Origin of the sequence: Bacillus australimaris (assembly GCF_001307105.1) — a bacterium.
Classification (GTDB): domain Bacteria; phylum Bacillota; class Bacilli; order Bacillales; family Bacillaceae; genus Bacillus; species Bacillus australimaris.
Map to the genome: position 1 here is coordinate 17,957 of NZ_LGYN01000029.1, position 16,503 is coordinate 34,459.

Below are 16,503 nucleotides of genomic sequence, written 5' to 3' on the forward strand. Positions count from 1 at the left end.
CATGTGAAAAGGTGAGTGGTACTATTTGCTCATAAACATAAAAGAATACGGTTTCACAATGATCGTCTTAGAGGATTGTGACTGTTCGGCAGGCAAAACCTAAACGTTCACTGAAAAAGCGCAATGGAAAGTTGCGACTATTTTTGGTGCCCGTTTAGGTTTTTATTTTGCCCAAAAACGTATTTTTTTCAAAAAAAGGGGGTTTTTGTATGAGTCATCGTCAATTAGCAGAAGACATTATCAAAAACATTGGCACAGAGAAAAACGTTCATTCATTGGTGCATTGCGCCACAAGACTTCGCTTCACTTTAAATGACAGATCAAAAGCAGATAAAGCAGCCATTGAAAAATTAAATGGTGTTGTGACAGTCATGGAAAGCGGCGGCCAATTTCAAGTGGTCATCGGCAACACCGTACCAGAGGTTTATCGAGAAATCGGGGAGTTTACGAATCTATTAGAGGATTCCTCTGCTTCATCTGCAAAATCAGGTGATGAGAGCACAAGCCTTTTCGGTAAATTTGTCGATATTGTATCAGGGATTTTCACACCACTTCTCGGTGTTATGGCGGGCGCTGGTATTTTAAAAGGTCTCTTAGGCATCTGTATCAACGCGAAATGGTTATCTCCTGAAGATACGTCGTATCAAATTCTATTTGCTGCGTCTGATAGCTTGTTCTACTTCCTGCCATTACTACTCGCATTCACTTCTGCTAGGAAGTTTAAAGCGAATCCATTTGTCGCTGTGACGATTGCTGGAGCACTTATTTATCCAACCATTCAAGAATTGTCAAAAGGCGGCGGAGATGTGACCTTCTTCGGCATTCCGGTCGTCTTAATGTCTTATACATCGACGGTTATCCCAATCATTTTGGCAGTGTTTGTTATGGGGTATATCGAACGTTTCTTTAACAAAGTCATTCATGAAAGTGTCAAAAACTTTATTACACCACTCATTTTACTTGTGACAGTTGTTCCGCTGACACTCATTGTATTCGGACCATTTGGTGTGTATGCAGGGAACGGCATCGCAGCTGTTTTACTGAAAGTATTCTCCTTTAGTCCTACACTTGCAGGTGCTTTAATTGCGATGGCATGGCAGATTCTTGTAATATTCGGTATCCATTGGGGACTTGTGCCAGTCATTTTAAATAATATTGCAGTCCATGGAAAAGATCATATTAAACCGGCCACTGCGCCAGCTGTATTCTCACAAGCAGGTGCTTCAATTGGTGTTATGCTGAAAACAAAGAATAAAAAACTGAAATCATTGGCTGGATCGACAGCAGTTTCTGCCGTGTTTGGTATCACAGAGCCAGCTGTATACGGGGTCACACTTCGTTTGAAAAAACCATTTATTGCAGCGGTTATCTCTGCTGGGGTCGGCGGTGCGATTATCGGTTATTCACAAAGTATTGCGATTGCGTCAGGGCTTCCAAGTTTACTGACACTTCCGATTTTCTACGGTCAAGGATTTACAGGGTTTATCATCGGAATCTCGGTTTCGTTCGTCCTATCAATCATCTTAACTTATTTGATTGGATTTAAAGATCCAGTAGATGAAGATGAAACACCGGTAGCAAGTGCTGCGCCAGTTATTGAAAATGAACATGGAGTCAAAGCAGCTCATGTGAAAAGTCCTTTAAAGGGCGAGGTCATCAAGCTTGAGGAAGTACAGGATAAAGCATTCTCATCTGGCGCACTAGGAAAGGGCGCAGCCATCATTCCATCAGAAGGCAAGCTGTTTGCACCAGTGTCAGGAGTCGTGACAACGGTGTTCCCAACTGGACATGCGTACGGTCTTACCTCTGAAAGCGGAGCAGAAGTACTCATTCACATTGGGCTGGATACCGTACAATTAGGCGGTCAGCATTTTACCCCGAAGGTTACTCAGGGGCAAACCGTAACAGAAGGTGAATTGCTTGCTGAGTTTGATATTGAAGCTATCCAAGCAGCCGGTTTGTTAGTCACAACACCAGTGATTATTACCAATTCCGGTGAGTTTAGCGATATTATTGAAACAGAGGAGAAACAAATTGCTCCGGGACAGTCATTTTTACATCTAGTTTAATTATGAGGAGGAAGAATTTATGAGATATTCAACACTAGCACCATTTCCAAAGGACTTTTTCTGGGGCGGATCGACTTCCGCCTATCAAGTAGAAGGTGCGTGGAATGAGGATGGCAAAGGGCCTTCTGTCATTGACATGAGAGCCAGTTATCCTGAAGGCACAACGGATTTTAAAGTCGCAAGCGATCACTATCACCGATATAAAGAGGACGTGAAGATGTTTGCAGAAATGGGTTTGAAGGCTTACCGCTTTTCCATTGCGTGGACACGGATCATTCCAGATGGAGATGGGGAGATCAATCAAAAGGGGATTGAATTTTATCATTCTCTCATCGATGAATTGCGCAGCTATGACATTGAGCCAATCGTGACAATGTATCATTTTGATCTGCCTCATGCGCTTCAAGTAAAGGGTGGATGGTCAAATCGTGCGACAGTGGATGCATTTGAACGCTATGCCGAGGTGCTATTCAAGGAGTATGGTCAGAAGGTGAAATATTGGCTGACCATTAATGAACAAAACATGATGATCTTACATGGATCAGCGCTTGGTACACTTGATCCAAATTTAGAAAATCCAAAAAAAGAACTGTATCAGCAGAATCACCATATGCTCGTTGCACAGGCAAAAGCGATGACGCTCTGTCATCAAATGCTGCCTGAAGCGAAAATTGGACCAGCGCCAAACATTGCGCTCATTTATCCAGCATCTCCAAAACCTGAGGATGTGCTTGCTGCGGCGAATTACAATGCGATCCGCAACTGGCTTTATCTTGATATGGCGGTCTTCGGCCGTTATAACAACCTTGCTTGGGCGTATATGAAAGAAAAAGACATTCTTCCTGTTATCGAAGAGGGAGATATGGATATTTTGAAAAGTGCGAAGCCAGATTTCATTGCTTTTAACTACTACACATCTCAAACGGTTGAAGCGAGTAAAGGAGATGGCAACGACGAATTTGCACGCGGCGGAGATCAGCATTTGAAATCAGGGGAAGATGGCGTCTACAAAGGCGGCAACAACCCGTTCTTAAGTAAAAATGCCTTTGGCTGGGAGATTGACCCTGTCGGCTTCCGTTCAACGATGCGTGAGATTTACGACCGTTATCAGCTGCCGCTTATTATCACAGAAAACGGATTGGGTGCGTTCGACAAGCTAGAAGAAGATGGATCGATTCAAGATGATTATCGAATTGATTATTTAGAGAAGCATATTGAACAAATCAAATGGGCAATCACAGACGGCGTCGAGGTATTCGGATATTGCCCGTGGTCAGCCATTGACTTAATCAGCACACACCAAGGATGCTCCAAGCGCTACGGGTTCATCTACGTCAACCGCGACGAATTTGACCTAAAAGACCTCAAGCGAATTCGTAAAAAGAGCTCTTATTGGTACGAAACATTGATTCAGCAAAATGGAGAGAACATCGGGAAGTAAATGATGAAAAAGCCAATCACCTTCATTGGGTGGTTGGCTTTTTTTCGTTCACTTTATTAGCAAGATCATACTATTCGAGTTGTTCTAAAATGATAGTCTAATTTTAAGAGCCTTATAAACTGCTTTCTTTGCATATTTCTTGCCTATTACTTTTGATAAGGGTTTTTCTAAATATGTGCCTGACTTGCGAAGAGTCTGAACAGCAAGTTTTTTTGCTATTGTAGTGACGATATTTTTAGTTTGGGCTTCTTTAGATTGTAGCGGGTTATATCTTGTACCATTGTTTAAGAACTATGCATTTCGGCTTATGTCAATTGTCTGATTGGGGAGATATGTATTTGATTTTGCTAACATAGAATTAGGATAGAAAACTGAAGCTATCATTGTTATTGCCAAAGGAAATAGGAAGTGTCCAGTAGTTTGTTTGAATAACAGGCTTTAATCGCCAACTTCTTCTTCAAACCACACTGCAAAGAGCATCAAACCACAAATAATAATTGCCCCTAAATCCATCACGAACGAATTCTACCGCAGAAATTTTCACCAAAACGAAGTTCTAAAAAATAAAAAAATGATTGCGGACACCGCAACCAAAAAAGGAATATTCTTAAATCTATCTTAAATCCATTGATACACTCATTTTAAAATGATAACCTTTATTTGGAATATAATACAAAAGGAGGATTTCAAACAGAGTGTACAAAAAAACACTTTTAACCCTAATTACCCTAGCTCTTGTCTTATCAATATGGACTCCATTTTCATCAGAAGCATCAGCAGAAACATACTTTATCAATTCACAAGAATTAGAAGCGTTAGTAACTCCAACAGTTCTACAAAATGAACAAGCTACCAAAGAATTAGACGAGCTTGAAATGAAAATGGGAGAATACATAGAAAACCTTCCATTTACAGAAAAAGAATTTGAAAGCATGTCAGAGTCAGAACAAAATAAAGTGATAGATCAATATTTCAACAATGAAGCATTTTTAGCTTTAGAAAACCGAATGAAACAACTTGACTCCAAAGGTAGTCAGAGTGAAATCACAACACAAGCACTACCAATATTCTTCGTACCAATCGCAATGACCGTAGGAAGAGTTGCTTTGTGGGCCATAAGATCAAAAGGCGCAAAAGTTGCACTGAAGTATTTGAAGAACAGAATTAAAGGTTTTGGGAAGAACTATCATATCGATTGGTATGTAAAAAATAGAAAAGGAAAAGTCGAGAGTCTCGTAAAAGTGTTCCATAAAAAAGGAAAAAAGAAAATACGAGTATTTGCAGTTGATAACGGAGTCATACCACTAAAACCAGGATCATCAAATTGGTACTGGCATTTTCATGTAGCTCCAAAAATTCAAATACACCATGCTCTTAGAGCATCAGTACCAAGTAAACACAAAGCTGTAAAAGGTAGAACAATACTCCACTAAAAAAGAAAAGCCCTTTTATAAGGGCTTTTCTTTTTTAGCATCGTAATCTTTAATAATTTCAATTGGATCAATTGCATCATCATCTTGTACATATTGCTCTACATAAGGAGTCATCAACTTCTCAAACTGATTTTCATCATCTACTAAAGCAATACAAGTTTCATATCCTTCAAAATCAGATGGGTATAAATGTGCAACAGCACTACCAGTTTTTAAAGCCTGATCTATCGCATTTTTTAATTCCAATAGACCCTTCCTGTTTCCTAAAATCAATGCTTCTCTATGATGAGTTTCTTGAGCATATATATTACACATCTCTAAAATATCATCATCATCCACTTGAATAGACATATAAAAAGCACCTCCAAAGTAAAATTTAGTTAATTATATAATTATTGATGCCAACATGCCAAGACCTCAAACGTCTCATTGGCTACTTTATCCTCATCTCTTTAATCCTGATCAGATATTCTTTATGGCCTCTAACAGCTTTTTATGTATTCTTATTTTTTTCAACTTGCGGGAGTTTACAAATCACATCTTACTCTCTACTACCATTATACCCCGAATTCAAACTAACTTATAGACTGTTTTCCGCCCAGATCAGGCCGTATACTGTTATACGCAAGTCAAAAACGATAAGGGGTGTGGCTGTATGAATGACAATGAGCAGGTGTTAGATCCGGGCCCATTTTTTCATGGGACAAAGGCAGAATTGAAGGTTGGAGATCTGCTTGAACCGCTGTATTTATCCAATTATCAGGATAAAAAATCAAACCATATCTATTTCACCGGCACATTAAACGCGGCCAAATGGGGAGCTGAATTAGCAAGATCTGATGCGAAAGAGAGAATTTATATTGTAGAACCATTAGGCGAGTTTGAAAATGATCCGAATGTAACTGACAAAAAATTTCCCGGCAATCCAACACGTTCTTATCGATCGAAATCTCCGTTGAAAATAGTCGCGGAATTAGGTACTTGGGAAAGACATTCTGATGAAGAAATCAATCATATGCTGAGCTCTTTAAAAAAATTAAGTGAAGAAGGAAAAAATGTCATATACGATTGATGATCTATATTTTAAATAACACGAAGGCCGCCTTAAGACTGGGCGGCCTTTTGTTCTATTTATTGAAACAACGCATTCATCAGCTCATCAAATGTTTTGGCTTGCTTGAGGGAGCGAATACGGTCTGGATTGTCCAATAAATCGACGGCCTGTTCAAAGAATTGGTTCATACAGGCCGCGTCATCTTTATGAATGGCTAATAAAAAGACAAGTGATACTTGGTTTCCCTGCCAGTCAATCGGCTGCTTTAAGCGAGCGATAGCTACAGAGGAGGTGCCTTCATTTGTGATGAGCGGGTGCGGCATTGCAATGCCACTGCCAAGATAGGTAGACGACATTTTCTCCCGCTCAAGCACTGAGGGCCGAAAAGAAGGCGATACTAGCTGATGCGCCTCTAAACGGCTGCATAGTATGTCTAATACCTCATCCTTGTTGGTTAGGTCAGCATTCAATAAAGTCAATCGCTCTTGAAAAAACGCCATTAGTTCTTTTGAGGGTGCCCCGTGTCCATTTAATAAATGAATGACTTCATTCACGCGCTGTATATCGTGATGTTCAAAAAAGGCGTTGACCTGAATGATTGGTTTTCCCTTTGATGTAAGTGGAACGGTTGTAATGATGACGTCACATGGCAAAGAGGTGCTCATTAGATAATCCTGATAGGAATAGAGCTCAACAATTTCAAGTTCATGCTGAAAGGCCGCCTTCAATTTAATCTCAAGCAGTCTTGCCGTCCCTAGCCCAGACCCGCACACGATAATGGCTTTCTTTTTTTGTGAGGTGTCGAGCTGACTTCTTTCAAATGAAGCAGCGATATGCAAGGCAACATAGGCGGCTTCGTCTTCATTTGGCGTCCTTACCAGTTGTAGGGCATTCAGTCCACTGACAGCCAAATCAAACGGGTAAGGATAGGACGTTTTGATCTCCTGCAAAAGCGGATTTTGTAAGGATACGCCATATTGGATTCGATTTAATAATGGCTTCATATGAAGCATCAAGTCTTGCCGCAGGATGTTATCATCCGCAAAACAATGACCGCTTGTTTTCTCAATGTGCTGTAAAAAGACCGTAACCGCCTGTTGAACTTCCACTGTTGTCTGATGCTGGGCGGCTTCTTTCCACGTTTGATTTGCCAATAGATGCATGACTAAGTAATCTGTTTCATCCTCTGATAGGGTCACGTGAAAGGTGTCACTCACTTGCTGGATGATTTTTTGGGCGATACTCATCAAAACTGGCGACCGTTGTGTGCGGGTGGTACTGGCAGATATCCGCTGGTTTTTTCGTGTTTGCTGGATCGCAATCGCTAAGTGAATGACTAAATTTTTTAAGGCAATGTCTTTAATTAGTAATGACTCTTGATGCAGATTCGTCAGTACAATCGATCGAATGGTTTCAAGAGAAATATCAGGAAAATGGAGCTGCTCCCGCTCAGTGATATGAGAGAGTGCAGGCTCTTCCTCAAGAAGTAAGTCTGCATAGCACGTTCTTTTTTGCAGTTCGTCTCCTTCTATCTTTAAGCCGAATCCGGGCTTTGACACAAGGGTCATGCCGTAACGGGCTAACAGCTCTCGTCCTTTTTTTAAATCACTGCTGACCGTCATACGGCTGATAAACAGCTCTTCAGCCAGCTGGTCAATTTTTAAGTAATTTGGTTGAAGCAATAGCTTTCTCATCATAAAGCGTACACGCTCTTCTGGCATGACGGGGACGAGAGAGCGGGCAGGGAGCTTTTGTTGATGAAGCCACAGAAGGAAAGCGTCTTGATCACTCGTTAAAAGAGTATATCCCTTTCCACGGATCGTTTTAATCATGGCTCCAGCTTCTTTTAGCTGCTCATTTGCTTCCTTTATCAAATTACGGATGGAGCGGTCAGATAAGCGAAAAGAGGCAGTGAGCTCCTCCAGCTTCACGAACCTTTTCGTTTCAAATAGCCGCTGAATCAGCTGATAGGTTCGAGTATCTGCCGTCATCATCATTGCGCGGCTCCTTTTGCCTGTAAGGCATCAGTTCCAAGAGCGATTGCGCCCATTAAACCAGATAATCCATCAAAGGATGGTTTGGTGATGATTTCATTTAAGGGCTTTGGCAGCTGCAAATATCCGTGAAGCCGCTTGTCAGTTTCATCAAGAATGAGCGGCAGCATAGCCGGCTGTTTCATCACACCTCCACCTAGAATGATGCGCTCAGGTGAAAGGGTGAGAAGTAAGTTAGCGGTCATTTGCCCGAGATAGTAGGCATGAAGTGACCAGGCAGGATGATCCTCTGGCAGCATCGGTGCCAGTGTATGATAGCGTCCTTCTATGGCAGGTCCAGATGCCAGTCCCTCTAGACAGTCATGATGTATTGGGCAGCAGCCTCCGTAGGTGTCATGAGGATGACGCTGAACCGTGATATGACCCATTTCTGGATGCAGCAATCCGTGAATGAGGCGATGTTCAATATAGGCACCGCCGCCTATTCCAGTCCCAACTGTGATATAGACCAAAGAGGCAGGTTTTTCTGCTTCAGTCGAAAAACGGGCTTCTCCGAGTGCTGCACAGTTTACATCGGTATCAAGCTTCATCGGGACCCCAAGAGCTTGTTGTAAGGTAGAGAGGAAAGGGAATTGGCGCCAGGCTGTTTTGGGTGTGTCTAAAATCGTCCCATAGCTTGGGCTTTTCTCTTTCACATCGACAGGCCCGAATGCCCCAATTCCAAGTGCATCGACAGGATGCTCTGTAAAATAATCGATCACTTGCCGGCATGTTTCATCTGGATTTCCTGTTGCAAAGGAAGTCATGTTTTCAATCGTTCCGTCTGTTGTTCCGTAGCCGCAGACAAATTTCGTTCCGCCTGCTTCAATGCCTCCAATTCTCATGATCAATGCCCTCCATTAAAGAGGGGCGGAATCCAAATGGATCCCGCCCCTACATGTTCATTTTTTCTTTACAATGTAGGTTTGTACCTGACAAGGTGTGAGCGGTTCAATGTGTAATGATCCATGCTGTGCTTTGAGTATATGTCCTTCAGGTGTTTCGCCTAAATTCGCTGTTTCTCCGTGTTGTAGAGATGAACTATTGATTGAAGCGGCTGTTTGACGAGCTAAATATGGATTGAAGAGACGGATGACAATGCCTGTTCCATGCTCTTCTTTCTTTAGAGCGCTTAGAATGGCTCCGTCTGTTTCAATGTCAAGCAGGCTATAAGTAGATTGTAAGTCTTCTTTCTCATCTCGGAAAGAGAAAATTAAACGACCGTTTAAAAAGTCTGCCCGTTCGTAGCATTGAACAGGAGTTGTATACCGCTTGGCAAGCTGTGCTAAGTGTCCCTCGCTGACGGCATCTTGGCTATAATGCATACCGAATGAGAATGATAATGCGCCTTGAAGCTGAGCATCAGGTGTCTCAACAATTTTTTCTCCAGATGCGCGGCCTGGACGGTAAAGAAGATTTTCTTTCCCCATTTTTCCGAAACAGCGGAAGAGGGTATACGCAATCGTTGTGTAGCCTTCTCCTGTGATCTGGTATTCTCTCACGCAGTCGGTCAACAGAGCGACACCATATGCATCGTCACGAAGTGCAACAAAGGATTGCATCGGTTCAATGGTGATCGGTTTTTCTTCCCAATGTTCATTGTTCCACCATTCAAGCTCTTGCGTCAGTTCTGTTGGGCGTTCGATTGTACCAAACTGTTGATCGCTCAGTGAAACGTTTGACGCGATGCCTGTATCAAAGAGAACACGCAGACGATGGTCTAACGCATGGTTGTCGACATCCACATGAAAACGGATAACAGCCTCATCTTTATTTAATGCCACCTTCGCTGTGATTGGGAGTGAAGTCGTGGTCGATTGCTGAGAGCGTTCCTCTAAGTCATATGGGACAGTGAGCTGAAGCTGGATGGTCAGCTCCTCTTGCAGACCGCTTTTAGACACTGTGATGTTTGCTGATGAAAGATCTTTGGATGACACATACAGATCCTCACGTGGTGGTGAATAGTTGTAGGAATCCCCATCGTCTCCGTTGTCTTCAAAGATCATTTGCTCAGAGAAGGTCTTGCCTGTTTGTTTATCTGTGATGTCCAGCGATCCGTTGTCGTTTGCCGCAATGCGGTAATACTCATTTTCAATAACGCGTCCTTCTGTTTGTTCCCACGCAGATTCGCTTGATTCATCGAAAACCATGCTCACTTGTGTATAACCTACTGACGGTAAGTCGCTGGCTTCAATTAGCAGAACGGCTTTCCATACTTGTTGTGGCATGTACACATCCTTACTTGGGTTAAGAGAAATTTGCTGTGCCAGCACATAATCTGTGACATCAGTTTTGTTTTTCACTGTGTAGTGAAGCGTTCTTCCATTTGCATCCTTCAGCGTAAATGGACGTTCTGTGATAAACGTTTCGACTTCAATGACTTCAGAGCGCGTTGAAGGCAGTGTATTGAATAAAGTGAACGTGATTTCCTGCTCTGTTTGCAGTCGAATTGCGATGAGACGCATGTGTAAGTCCACCAAATTCTCGGCGATCTCCTTTGCCTGCTTGTAGCGGAAGAAGACGTCTTGATTCGTCGTATCACTATTACAGCCGCCAATGCTGTCATGCGCTGCATTTTCAAACATGAGGTACCAAATATCACGAACCGTGTTATGAGGATAGTCATGTCCTAGTGAATAGCTGATCGTTAAGATTGGCTCCATCACATTGACGAGATAGTTTTCAATTTGATTGTTTAAGATTTTTAAATCAGCTCGTGTTGAAAAGATCGATTTGTGAATCCGCATATGCTTCGCGTGAATAAGCTCTCCTTGTAACGTCTCAAAAGACGTCCGCTCTTTTTTCACTGCTGCAATATAGTCTTCTAAACTACTGATTTGATAGTGATTCTCGTCAAGTTCATTGGCTTTTTCTAATAAGTCAGGCAGTTTTTTACGGATCGGTGCCTGGTCAAAGCCATTTGGGAAATAGACATTCTTTGTGGTGGCCTTCGCTTGCAGCGCACCAATTTTTTCAGATAAAAAGGCTTGTAAGTCTTCATCCTTCTCAGGAATATTACCGCCGTAGTAGTAACCAAATGGCAGGTTCACAGCAAAGACTTCACTGCCGTCAGCGCCGCGCCAATTGAATTCAGTATGATTCGTCATATGGTCAGAAACGCCGCGCCAAAATGCCGTATCCACAATGCCGAATCCGCGATAAATCTGAGGCATTTGTGCGGATTGGCCGAAGGAATCAGGGACATAGCCGACTTTCATCACATGACCGAACTGCTGACAGCGTTCAATTCCATATTGCAGGTTCCGCACAATCGATTCACCTGAGATGACGAGCTGGTCAGTTTGGGTATACCACGGACCGATGATGAGACGTTTGGCTGTGACGAGCTTTTTGATTCGATTCTCATCCTCTGGACGCCATTTCAGGTAATCATCTAATAAGGATGCCTGGGCATCGAGCATGAAGTAATGGAATCTTTCATCTGTTTCAAGGGTGTCTAAAATGTCCATTACGCTTTTCATTAAGTAGATACGGGAGCGGGAGGTGGTGAAATACCATTCCCGGTCCCAGTGAGTATGTGGAATCACATGTACATTGACAGTCATTGATCAACGACACCTTTCTTTGTTCAAATTATCCTTCTAGCACAAGGTCAAAATCGTCTTCTTCTTTCTGCTTCTGATCATGCTCTGGCGTTTTTGGCTCTTTTTTCTCAGAGAAATTCACAAGTAGGTTGGCGCCAATACCGATAATGAGTGCGCCAGTAAGGGCTCCGATTAAATAAGCCCACCAGTTTCCGACTGAGAAGAAGCCGTATAGCCCGCCAATTGGTGGCATGATGTCATGAACACCTAATAATGCAGCGACCCCGCTTCCAGCAGCACACGCGATGACATTGAGCGGAATCAATTTCAAAGGATTGACGAGGGTAAAAGGAATCGCCCCTTCTGTAATACCGATAATGCCCATGACGAGCCCGCCTCGTCCTGCTTCTCTAAAGGTTGGAGAGAAGTTGCGTTTTCGAATTAAAGTCGCAATCCCATATCCAAGCGGTGGAATGACAATGGCAATATTGACGAGAATGGCAGGGAGATAGACGCCTGATAGGAAGAGCGCGTTACCAGCCATCCAGGCTGATTTATTTACCGGTCCGCCAAGATCGAAGCCAATCATCGCACCTAAAATGAGAGCGAGCGCGAGTGTACTTGTTCCATCTGCGACCATGCCTTTGATCCATTCAATTAATGCTGTGTTCAAAGCACCTAATGGTCCGCCCAGTAGAACAGACATAAGAAGTCCGGTTAAGCCAACGGTAATGAGCGGCAAGATGAGCAGAGGCACGAGCCCTGCTGCAGAGCCTTGAATTTGAATTTTTCTTTTCACAAATAGAGCGACATATCCTGCGAAGAAGCCGGCAATGACGGCACCAATAAATCCTGCATTCGTTGCGCTGGCAAGGGCACCGCCGATAAAGCCCGCTGCAAGACCTGATTTATCCGCAATGGAATAGGCGATAAATCCAGCGAGCAGAACGTTCATTAAGCCAATACCTGTCCAGCCAACTTGCTCCATTAAATAGGCGCCGTGGAGTATGCCGCCAGCATCCTTATAGGCATTTAAATCTGAAACACCAAATCCTAATCCGACCAGTTTCGCTAAACCAACGATAAGTGAGGCACCGATGATCACAGGAAGGATATAAGAAATTCCGGTCATGAGGTGGCCTTCAATCACTTTTAATTTTGCTTTCATTTTGCTTTGCTCCTTTCTATATGGCATTGCTCATGTTTATTAAGATTCAGATTTCTTCTTTTCAACAAGCGCTACGGCTTTGGTGATGATTTGTTCGGCATTTTTTAAGGCGCGTCCGATTTCGACACGTACTGTAGGAATGCCTGAGAAGCGTTCCGCATCGTTGATATGCTGATTTGAGGCAATGATGCAGAGGTCTGCCTGCTGTGCTTCTTCTGCTGTAATGCCGTTTACCTGTCCCATAATGCCTTGCTGTTCGATTTTGATCTCGTGTCCAAGCTGTTTACCCGCATTTTCTAATGCCTTTGCTGCCATTGGTGTATGAGCTAATCCTGCTGGACATGAAGTGACACCGACAATTTTCATTGTGTAATCCCCTCTTTCAATTGTTGTTCAATGACTTCGTAGTAGTAATCGGCTGTTTGACCGGGTTGAATCTTTTCGATGAAATCAGGTTCCATTAGGCTGGTCGCAATACCTGACAGTAACTTCAGGTGTGTGATATTGGCCTCTTCTAGTGGAACGAGCAGTGTAAATAAATAGCTTGTGGGCAAATCATCGAAGCTTCCCCAATCAATAGGCTGCTCAAGCTCTAAAAAAAGAAGTGAAGCCTTTTGTACAGCAGAGCTTTTTGTATGAGGGATGGCGAAGCCTTGCTGAAGTCCTGTGGAGACCTCGTCTTCCCGTTTTAATAAATCCGTTAATAGCCCTGCTTGATCGTGTGTAATCTGAAGGTCTTCAGCTTTCTCAGAAATATATTGTAAAATCTCATTCTTTGATCGACCGTTTACTTTTGTGAAAACATGATCTTTTTGGAACAAGCTGATCCCTTCTCTCTTGTTTATTAAGCGCTTACAAGTTGATTGTAATGTACTTTTTGTCATGGTTAAATAGAATCATTTTCCGTTTGAAATGGCAAAAAGTTTATGAAGCTATTTGACTTGCTGTCTGAATATCTCAAATCCTAGCTTAAAACGAGTTTAATTATGTAAAAAACAGATTCTACTACATCTCTTTCTGTGATATTCTTCCAAGGTATCATAAAAGATAAGGGGGTCTTTTCATGTTCAAAAAACAGGTCAAATCCTGTGTCATCGTACTCATGGCCATCATTTTATGTATGGCAGCATTACCTGGATACGAGGCTGCAGCTGCCAGTAAAGGAACGAATGTCACTGAAGCCATAGGGTTAAAAAATGGTGAAGTGATCTCAGGTACATTACAGAATGAAAAGGAAGAGTCATGGTACCAAATCTCGCCATCTGCACAAGAGGTGGCAAAACATACGCATATGCAAATTTCTGTGAAAAGCAAACAAGTGTTGTCCGTATCGGTCTATCCAAGTAAGGATAGAGCGATGAAGGATGATACATATTCAAGATATCGCACGGACACATCTAGCGGGGAAACAGAGATCAACTTCCCGCATGCATGGTCAGGTCCTTACTATGTCAAAGTGCTCTATTTAGGTTCGGAGGAAGACAGCCGTGATGAGGAAGAGGATGCGGCATATTCAATCGGATATAAAGGAGCAAACCTTCCGCCTTCTGAACCCATTTTTCCTGAAGATGATGAGCCTGAAATCATTATTATTGAGAAAAAGCACGGGCGTGAAATTCTTCAATCAATGCGTACAATCGAAGATAAACGATTCAATGAAACAGCAGATGGTCAGAAGCTTGTGCGTCTGCTCCAAAAAACAAAGCCGTTTCTCAAATCAAAGCTCATTAAACATCACAAAGAGCAGCAAAAGGTATACAACCATCTGCTCACATTAAAAACAATGCTAAGTGACGTAGAGAAAAATGGTGCATTTAGCGGTCATATCGTGACAGAAAAAGAACAAAAGGCGATCCGCTCCCTTTTTGATATGCTCAAGGAAGCAAGTCCAGCTTATTTAAAAAAGGAATTAGAAGCAGTCAGTCAAAAAGTTGGAATCGATCAGCTTGAAGGGAAATCGGTTGGTTATGTATTAGAGAAACAAAAGCTAGTAAAAGAAGAGAAGATCAAGACGAATAAGATCATCTTTAAATTAAAGGATGGCCAAACACTTCAATCTGCGAAAAAGAAGATGAAAAGCTACGGCATTCAAGAAAATCGTGTGACATCGCAGTCAGTAAATCCTTTATTCAAAGGAATGTATGTCTATGATGTGCCAGCGGGGCAAGAATCAGCTGGAAAGACGCTAAAAGCAGGGAAAGCTGCCATCAAGAGCACGGCAAGAAAGCTGTCCAGCATGCCGAATGTTGAGTTTGCAGAGCCTGTTCAAACCTATCGCGCACTTAGTAGCGACGCGCAGTATGGTTACCAGTGGCCGCTGAAAAACAGTGCACAAAACAGCGGGAAAAAAGGCGCTGACGTCAAGTTTGAACAAATGAATACACTAATTGGCACAAGCAAAATGAAGCAAACATTAATTGCTGTTGTCGATACAGGGGTAGACAGCCGTTTGACGGATTTAAGCGGGGCTGTTCGTACAGACTTAGGTGCGAATCTCATTGAGCGAAACAAAAATGCGATCGATGACAATGGACACGGCACGCATGTGGCAGGTATCATTGCTGCAAAATCTGATAATCATTACTCAATGGCAGGTCTCAACCAACACACAGGCATCATTCCGGTTAAGGTGCTGGATGCCTATGGCTTTGGTGATACAGAGCATATTGCACTTGGAATCAAACATGCTGTGGACAAAGGCGCAAAGGTCATCAACATGAGCCTTGGCGGCTACTACAGCAGAGTGATTGAATATGCAATGAATTACGCTGCTCAAAGAAATGTATTAGTGGTCGTGGCGAGTGGAAATGATGGCGTACCAGAGATGGGCTACCCTGCGACATCGAAATACGCAATGGCGATTGGCGCAAGCAACCGCATGGATATTGCCGCTGAGTTCTCAAGCTATGGCAAAGGACTGAGCATGTCAGCACCAGGGTCGGATATTCCGAGCTTGATGCCAGATGGAAATGTCTCATACCTTAGCGGGACATCAATGGCGACACCGTATGTGGCAGCAGCAGCAGGATTACTGCTTTCTAAAAATCCATCCTTGAAGCCAAATCAAGTGAGAAATATCTTGCAAAGTACAGCAGATGATATTTCCTTTACATCTGTTGATGGAAAAAACGACGTTTACTATGATGAAAACGATGAACCGATTGTCGACCCGAAAATTCCAGGTGTCGATTGGATGACAGGACACGGCAGATTGAATGCATTTGCTGCATTAAGTGCTGTCGAACTGAATGCATCTGTGAGCAAAGTGGAAGATCAGCATCAAAAGGTGACAGGTAAAGCAAAAGCCGGCGCTGCTATTTCTGTGTATAGAGGCAAAACCCTTCTAGGGAAAGGCACAGCAGGCAAAAAGGGAACCTTTAGTGTGAAGATTAAGCATCAAAACAAGAACAAAGTCCTTCGCATTAAGATTTCAAAAGGAAAGGCCGCTACAACTCTCAAAACCGTGGTGAAAAAAGGCAAAGTACCAGCTAAGCCGAAAGTGAGTAAAGTAACGGTCAAAAGTAAAGCGATCAAAGGGACTGCGGGTGCAGGCCTGACCATTAAAGTGAAAAACAAATCAAAGAAAGTCATTAAAACAGTCAAAACCAATAACAAGGGCGCATTTACTGCCCAAATAAAACCGCAAAAAGCCAAAACGGTCTTGTATGTGACCGCAACAGATGTGAGAAAAAGAGAAAGTAAGGCGGTAAAAGTGGTTGTGAAAAAATAAAAGAAGAACTTCCCTTTCTAAAAAAGGGGA

General features: G+C 42.7%; 12 protein-coding genes. 5 read left to right on the plus strand and 7 right to left on the minus strand.

What is annotated here, in order from left to right:
* Nucleotides 1-209 precede the first annotated feature (209 nt).
* From AKG37_RS16555 to AKG37_RS16565, 3 genes are all read left to right on the plus strand, one after another.
* Entirely contained in the window at nucleotides 210-2,069 is a 1,860-nt protein-coding gene (locus AKG37_RS16555; protein ID WP_060699819.1) for a beta-glucoside-specific PTS transporter subunit IIABC, read from the plus strand.
* A 19-nt stretch (nucleotides 2,070-2,088) separates the two neighbouring features.
* Complete coding sequence (locus AKG37_RS16560) at nucleotides 2,089-3,510, plus strand: glycoside hydrolase family 1 protein (RefSeq protein WP_060699820.1); 1,422 nt, start codon at nucleotides 2,089-2,091, stop codon at nucleotides 3,508-3,510.
* A gap of 695 nt (nucleotides 3,511-4,205) precedes the next feature.
* Nucleotides 4,206-4,943 carry a hypothetical protein gene (locus tag AKG37_RS16565; protein ID WP_060699821.1) on the plus strand — a complete coding sequence of 246 codons (738 nt, stop codon included), beginning with the start codon at nucleotides 4,206-4,208 and terminating at the stop codon, nucleotides 4,941-4,943.
* Between the two features lie 15 nt (nucleotides 4,944-4,958).
* On the opposite strand, the gene AKG37_RS16570 is transcribed toward AKG37_RS16565, so the two are convergent.
* Nucleotides 4,959-5,294, minus strand: a complete 336-nt coding sequence (locus tag AKG37_RS16570) for a hypothetical protein (RefSeq protein WP_041088841.1) — start codon at nucleotides 5,292-5,294, stop codon at nucleotides 4,959-4,961.
* A 304-nt stretch (nucleotides 5,295-5,598) separates the two neighbouring features.
* On the opposite strand from AKG37_RS16570, the gene arr reads away from it, so the two are divergent.
* Nucleotides 5,599-6,015 (plus strand): NAD(+)--rifampin ADP-ribosyltransferase, encoded by a 417-nt coding sequence (gene arr, locus AKG37_RS16575; protein ID WP_060699822.1) that lies wholly within the window; start codon nucleotides 5,599-5,601, stop codon nucleotides 6,013-6,015.
* 59 nt (nucleotides 6,016-6,074) lie between these two features.
* Here the strand turns inward: arr and AKG37_RS16580 are convergent, their stop codons facing one another.
* Genes AKG37_RS16580 through AKG37_RS16605 form a run of 6 tightly spaced genes read right to left on the minus strand, consistent with a single transcriptional unit; the run spans nucleotide 6,075 to nucleotide 13,564 of the window.
* On the minus strand, nucleotides 6,075-7,994 hold the full coding sequence (locus AKG37_RS16580; protein WP_060699823.1) for a BglG family transcription antiterminator: 1,920 nt from the start codon (nucleotides 7,992-7,994) through the stop codon (nucleotides 6,075-6,077).
* Nucleotides 7,991-8,875, minus strand: coding sequence for an ROK family protein (locus AKG37_RS16585; protein WP_060699824.1), 885 nt, complete (start codon nucleotides 8,873-8,875; stop codon nucleotides 7,991-7,993). The genes AKG37_RS16580 and AKG37_RS16585 overlap by 4 nt, the downstream gene beginning before the upstream one ends.
* A 57-nt stretch (nucleotides 8,876-8,932) precedes the next feature.
* Nucleotides 8,933-11,596 carry a mannosylglycerate hydrolase gene (gene mngB, locus AKG37_RS16590; protein ID WP_060699825.1) on the minus strand — a complete coding sequence of 888 codons (2,664 nt, stop codon included), beginning with the start codon at nucleotides 11,594-11,596 and terminating at the stop codon, nucleotides 8,933-8,935.
* A gap of 28 nt (nucleotides 11,597-11,624) precedes the next feature.
* Complete coding sequence (locus AKG37_RS16595; RefSeq protein WP_060699826.1) at nucleotides 11,625-12,743, minus strand: PTS fructose transporter subunit IIC; 1,119 nt, start codon at nucleotides 12,741-12,743, stop codon at nucleotides 11,625-11,627.
* Nucleotides 12,744-12,782: 39 nt separating this feature from the next.
* The gene (locus AKG37_RS16600) at nucleotides 12,783-13,109 is read right to left on the minus strand and encodes a PTS fructose transporter subunit IIB (RefSeq protein ID WP_060699827.1); all 327 of its coding nucleotides are present in this window, start codon (nucleotides 13,107-13,109) and stop codon (nucleotides 12,783-12,785) included.
* Nucleotides 13,106-13,564 carry a PTS sugar transporter subunit IIA gene (locus AKG37_RS16605; RefSeq protein WP_060699828.1) on the minus strand — a complete coding sequence of 153 codons (459 nt, stop codon included), beginning with the start codon at nucleotides 13,562-13,564 and terminating at the stop codon, nucleotides 13,106-13,108. Before AKG37_RS16605 ends, AKG37_RS16600 begins: the two co-directional genes overlap by 4 nt.
* 242 nt (nucleotides 13,565-13,806) lie before the next feature.
* Between AKG37_RS16605 and AKG37_RS16610 the strand changes: the two genes are divergently transcribed.
* Nucleotides 13,807-16,473: a S8 family peptidase gene (locus tag AKG37_RS16610; RefSeq protein ID WP_060699829.1), complete on the plus strand. Its 2,667-nt coding sequence runs from the start codon at nucleotides 13,807-13,809 to the stop codon at nucleotides 16,471-16,473.
* Nucleotides 16,474-16,503: the final 30 nt, after the last annotated feature.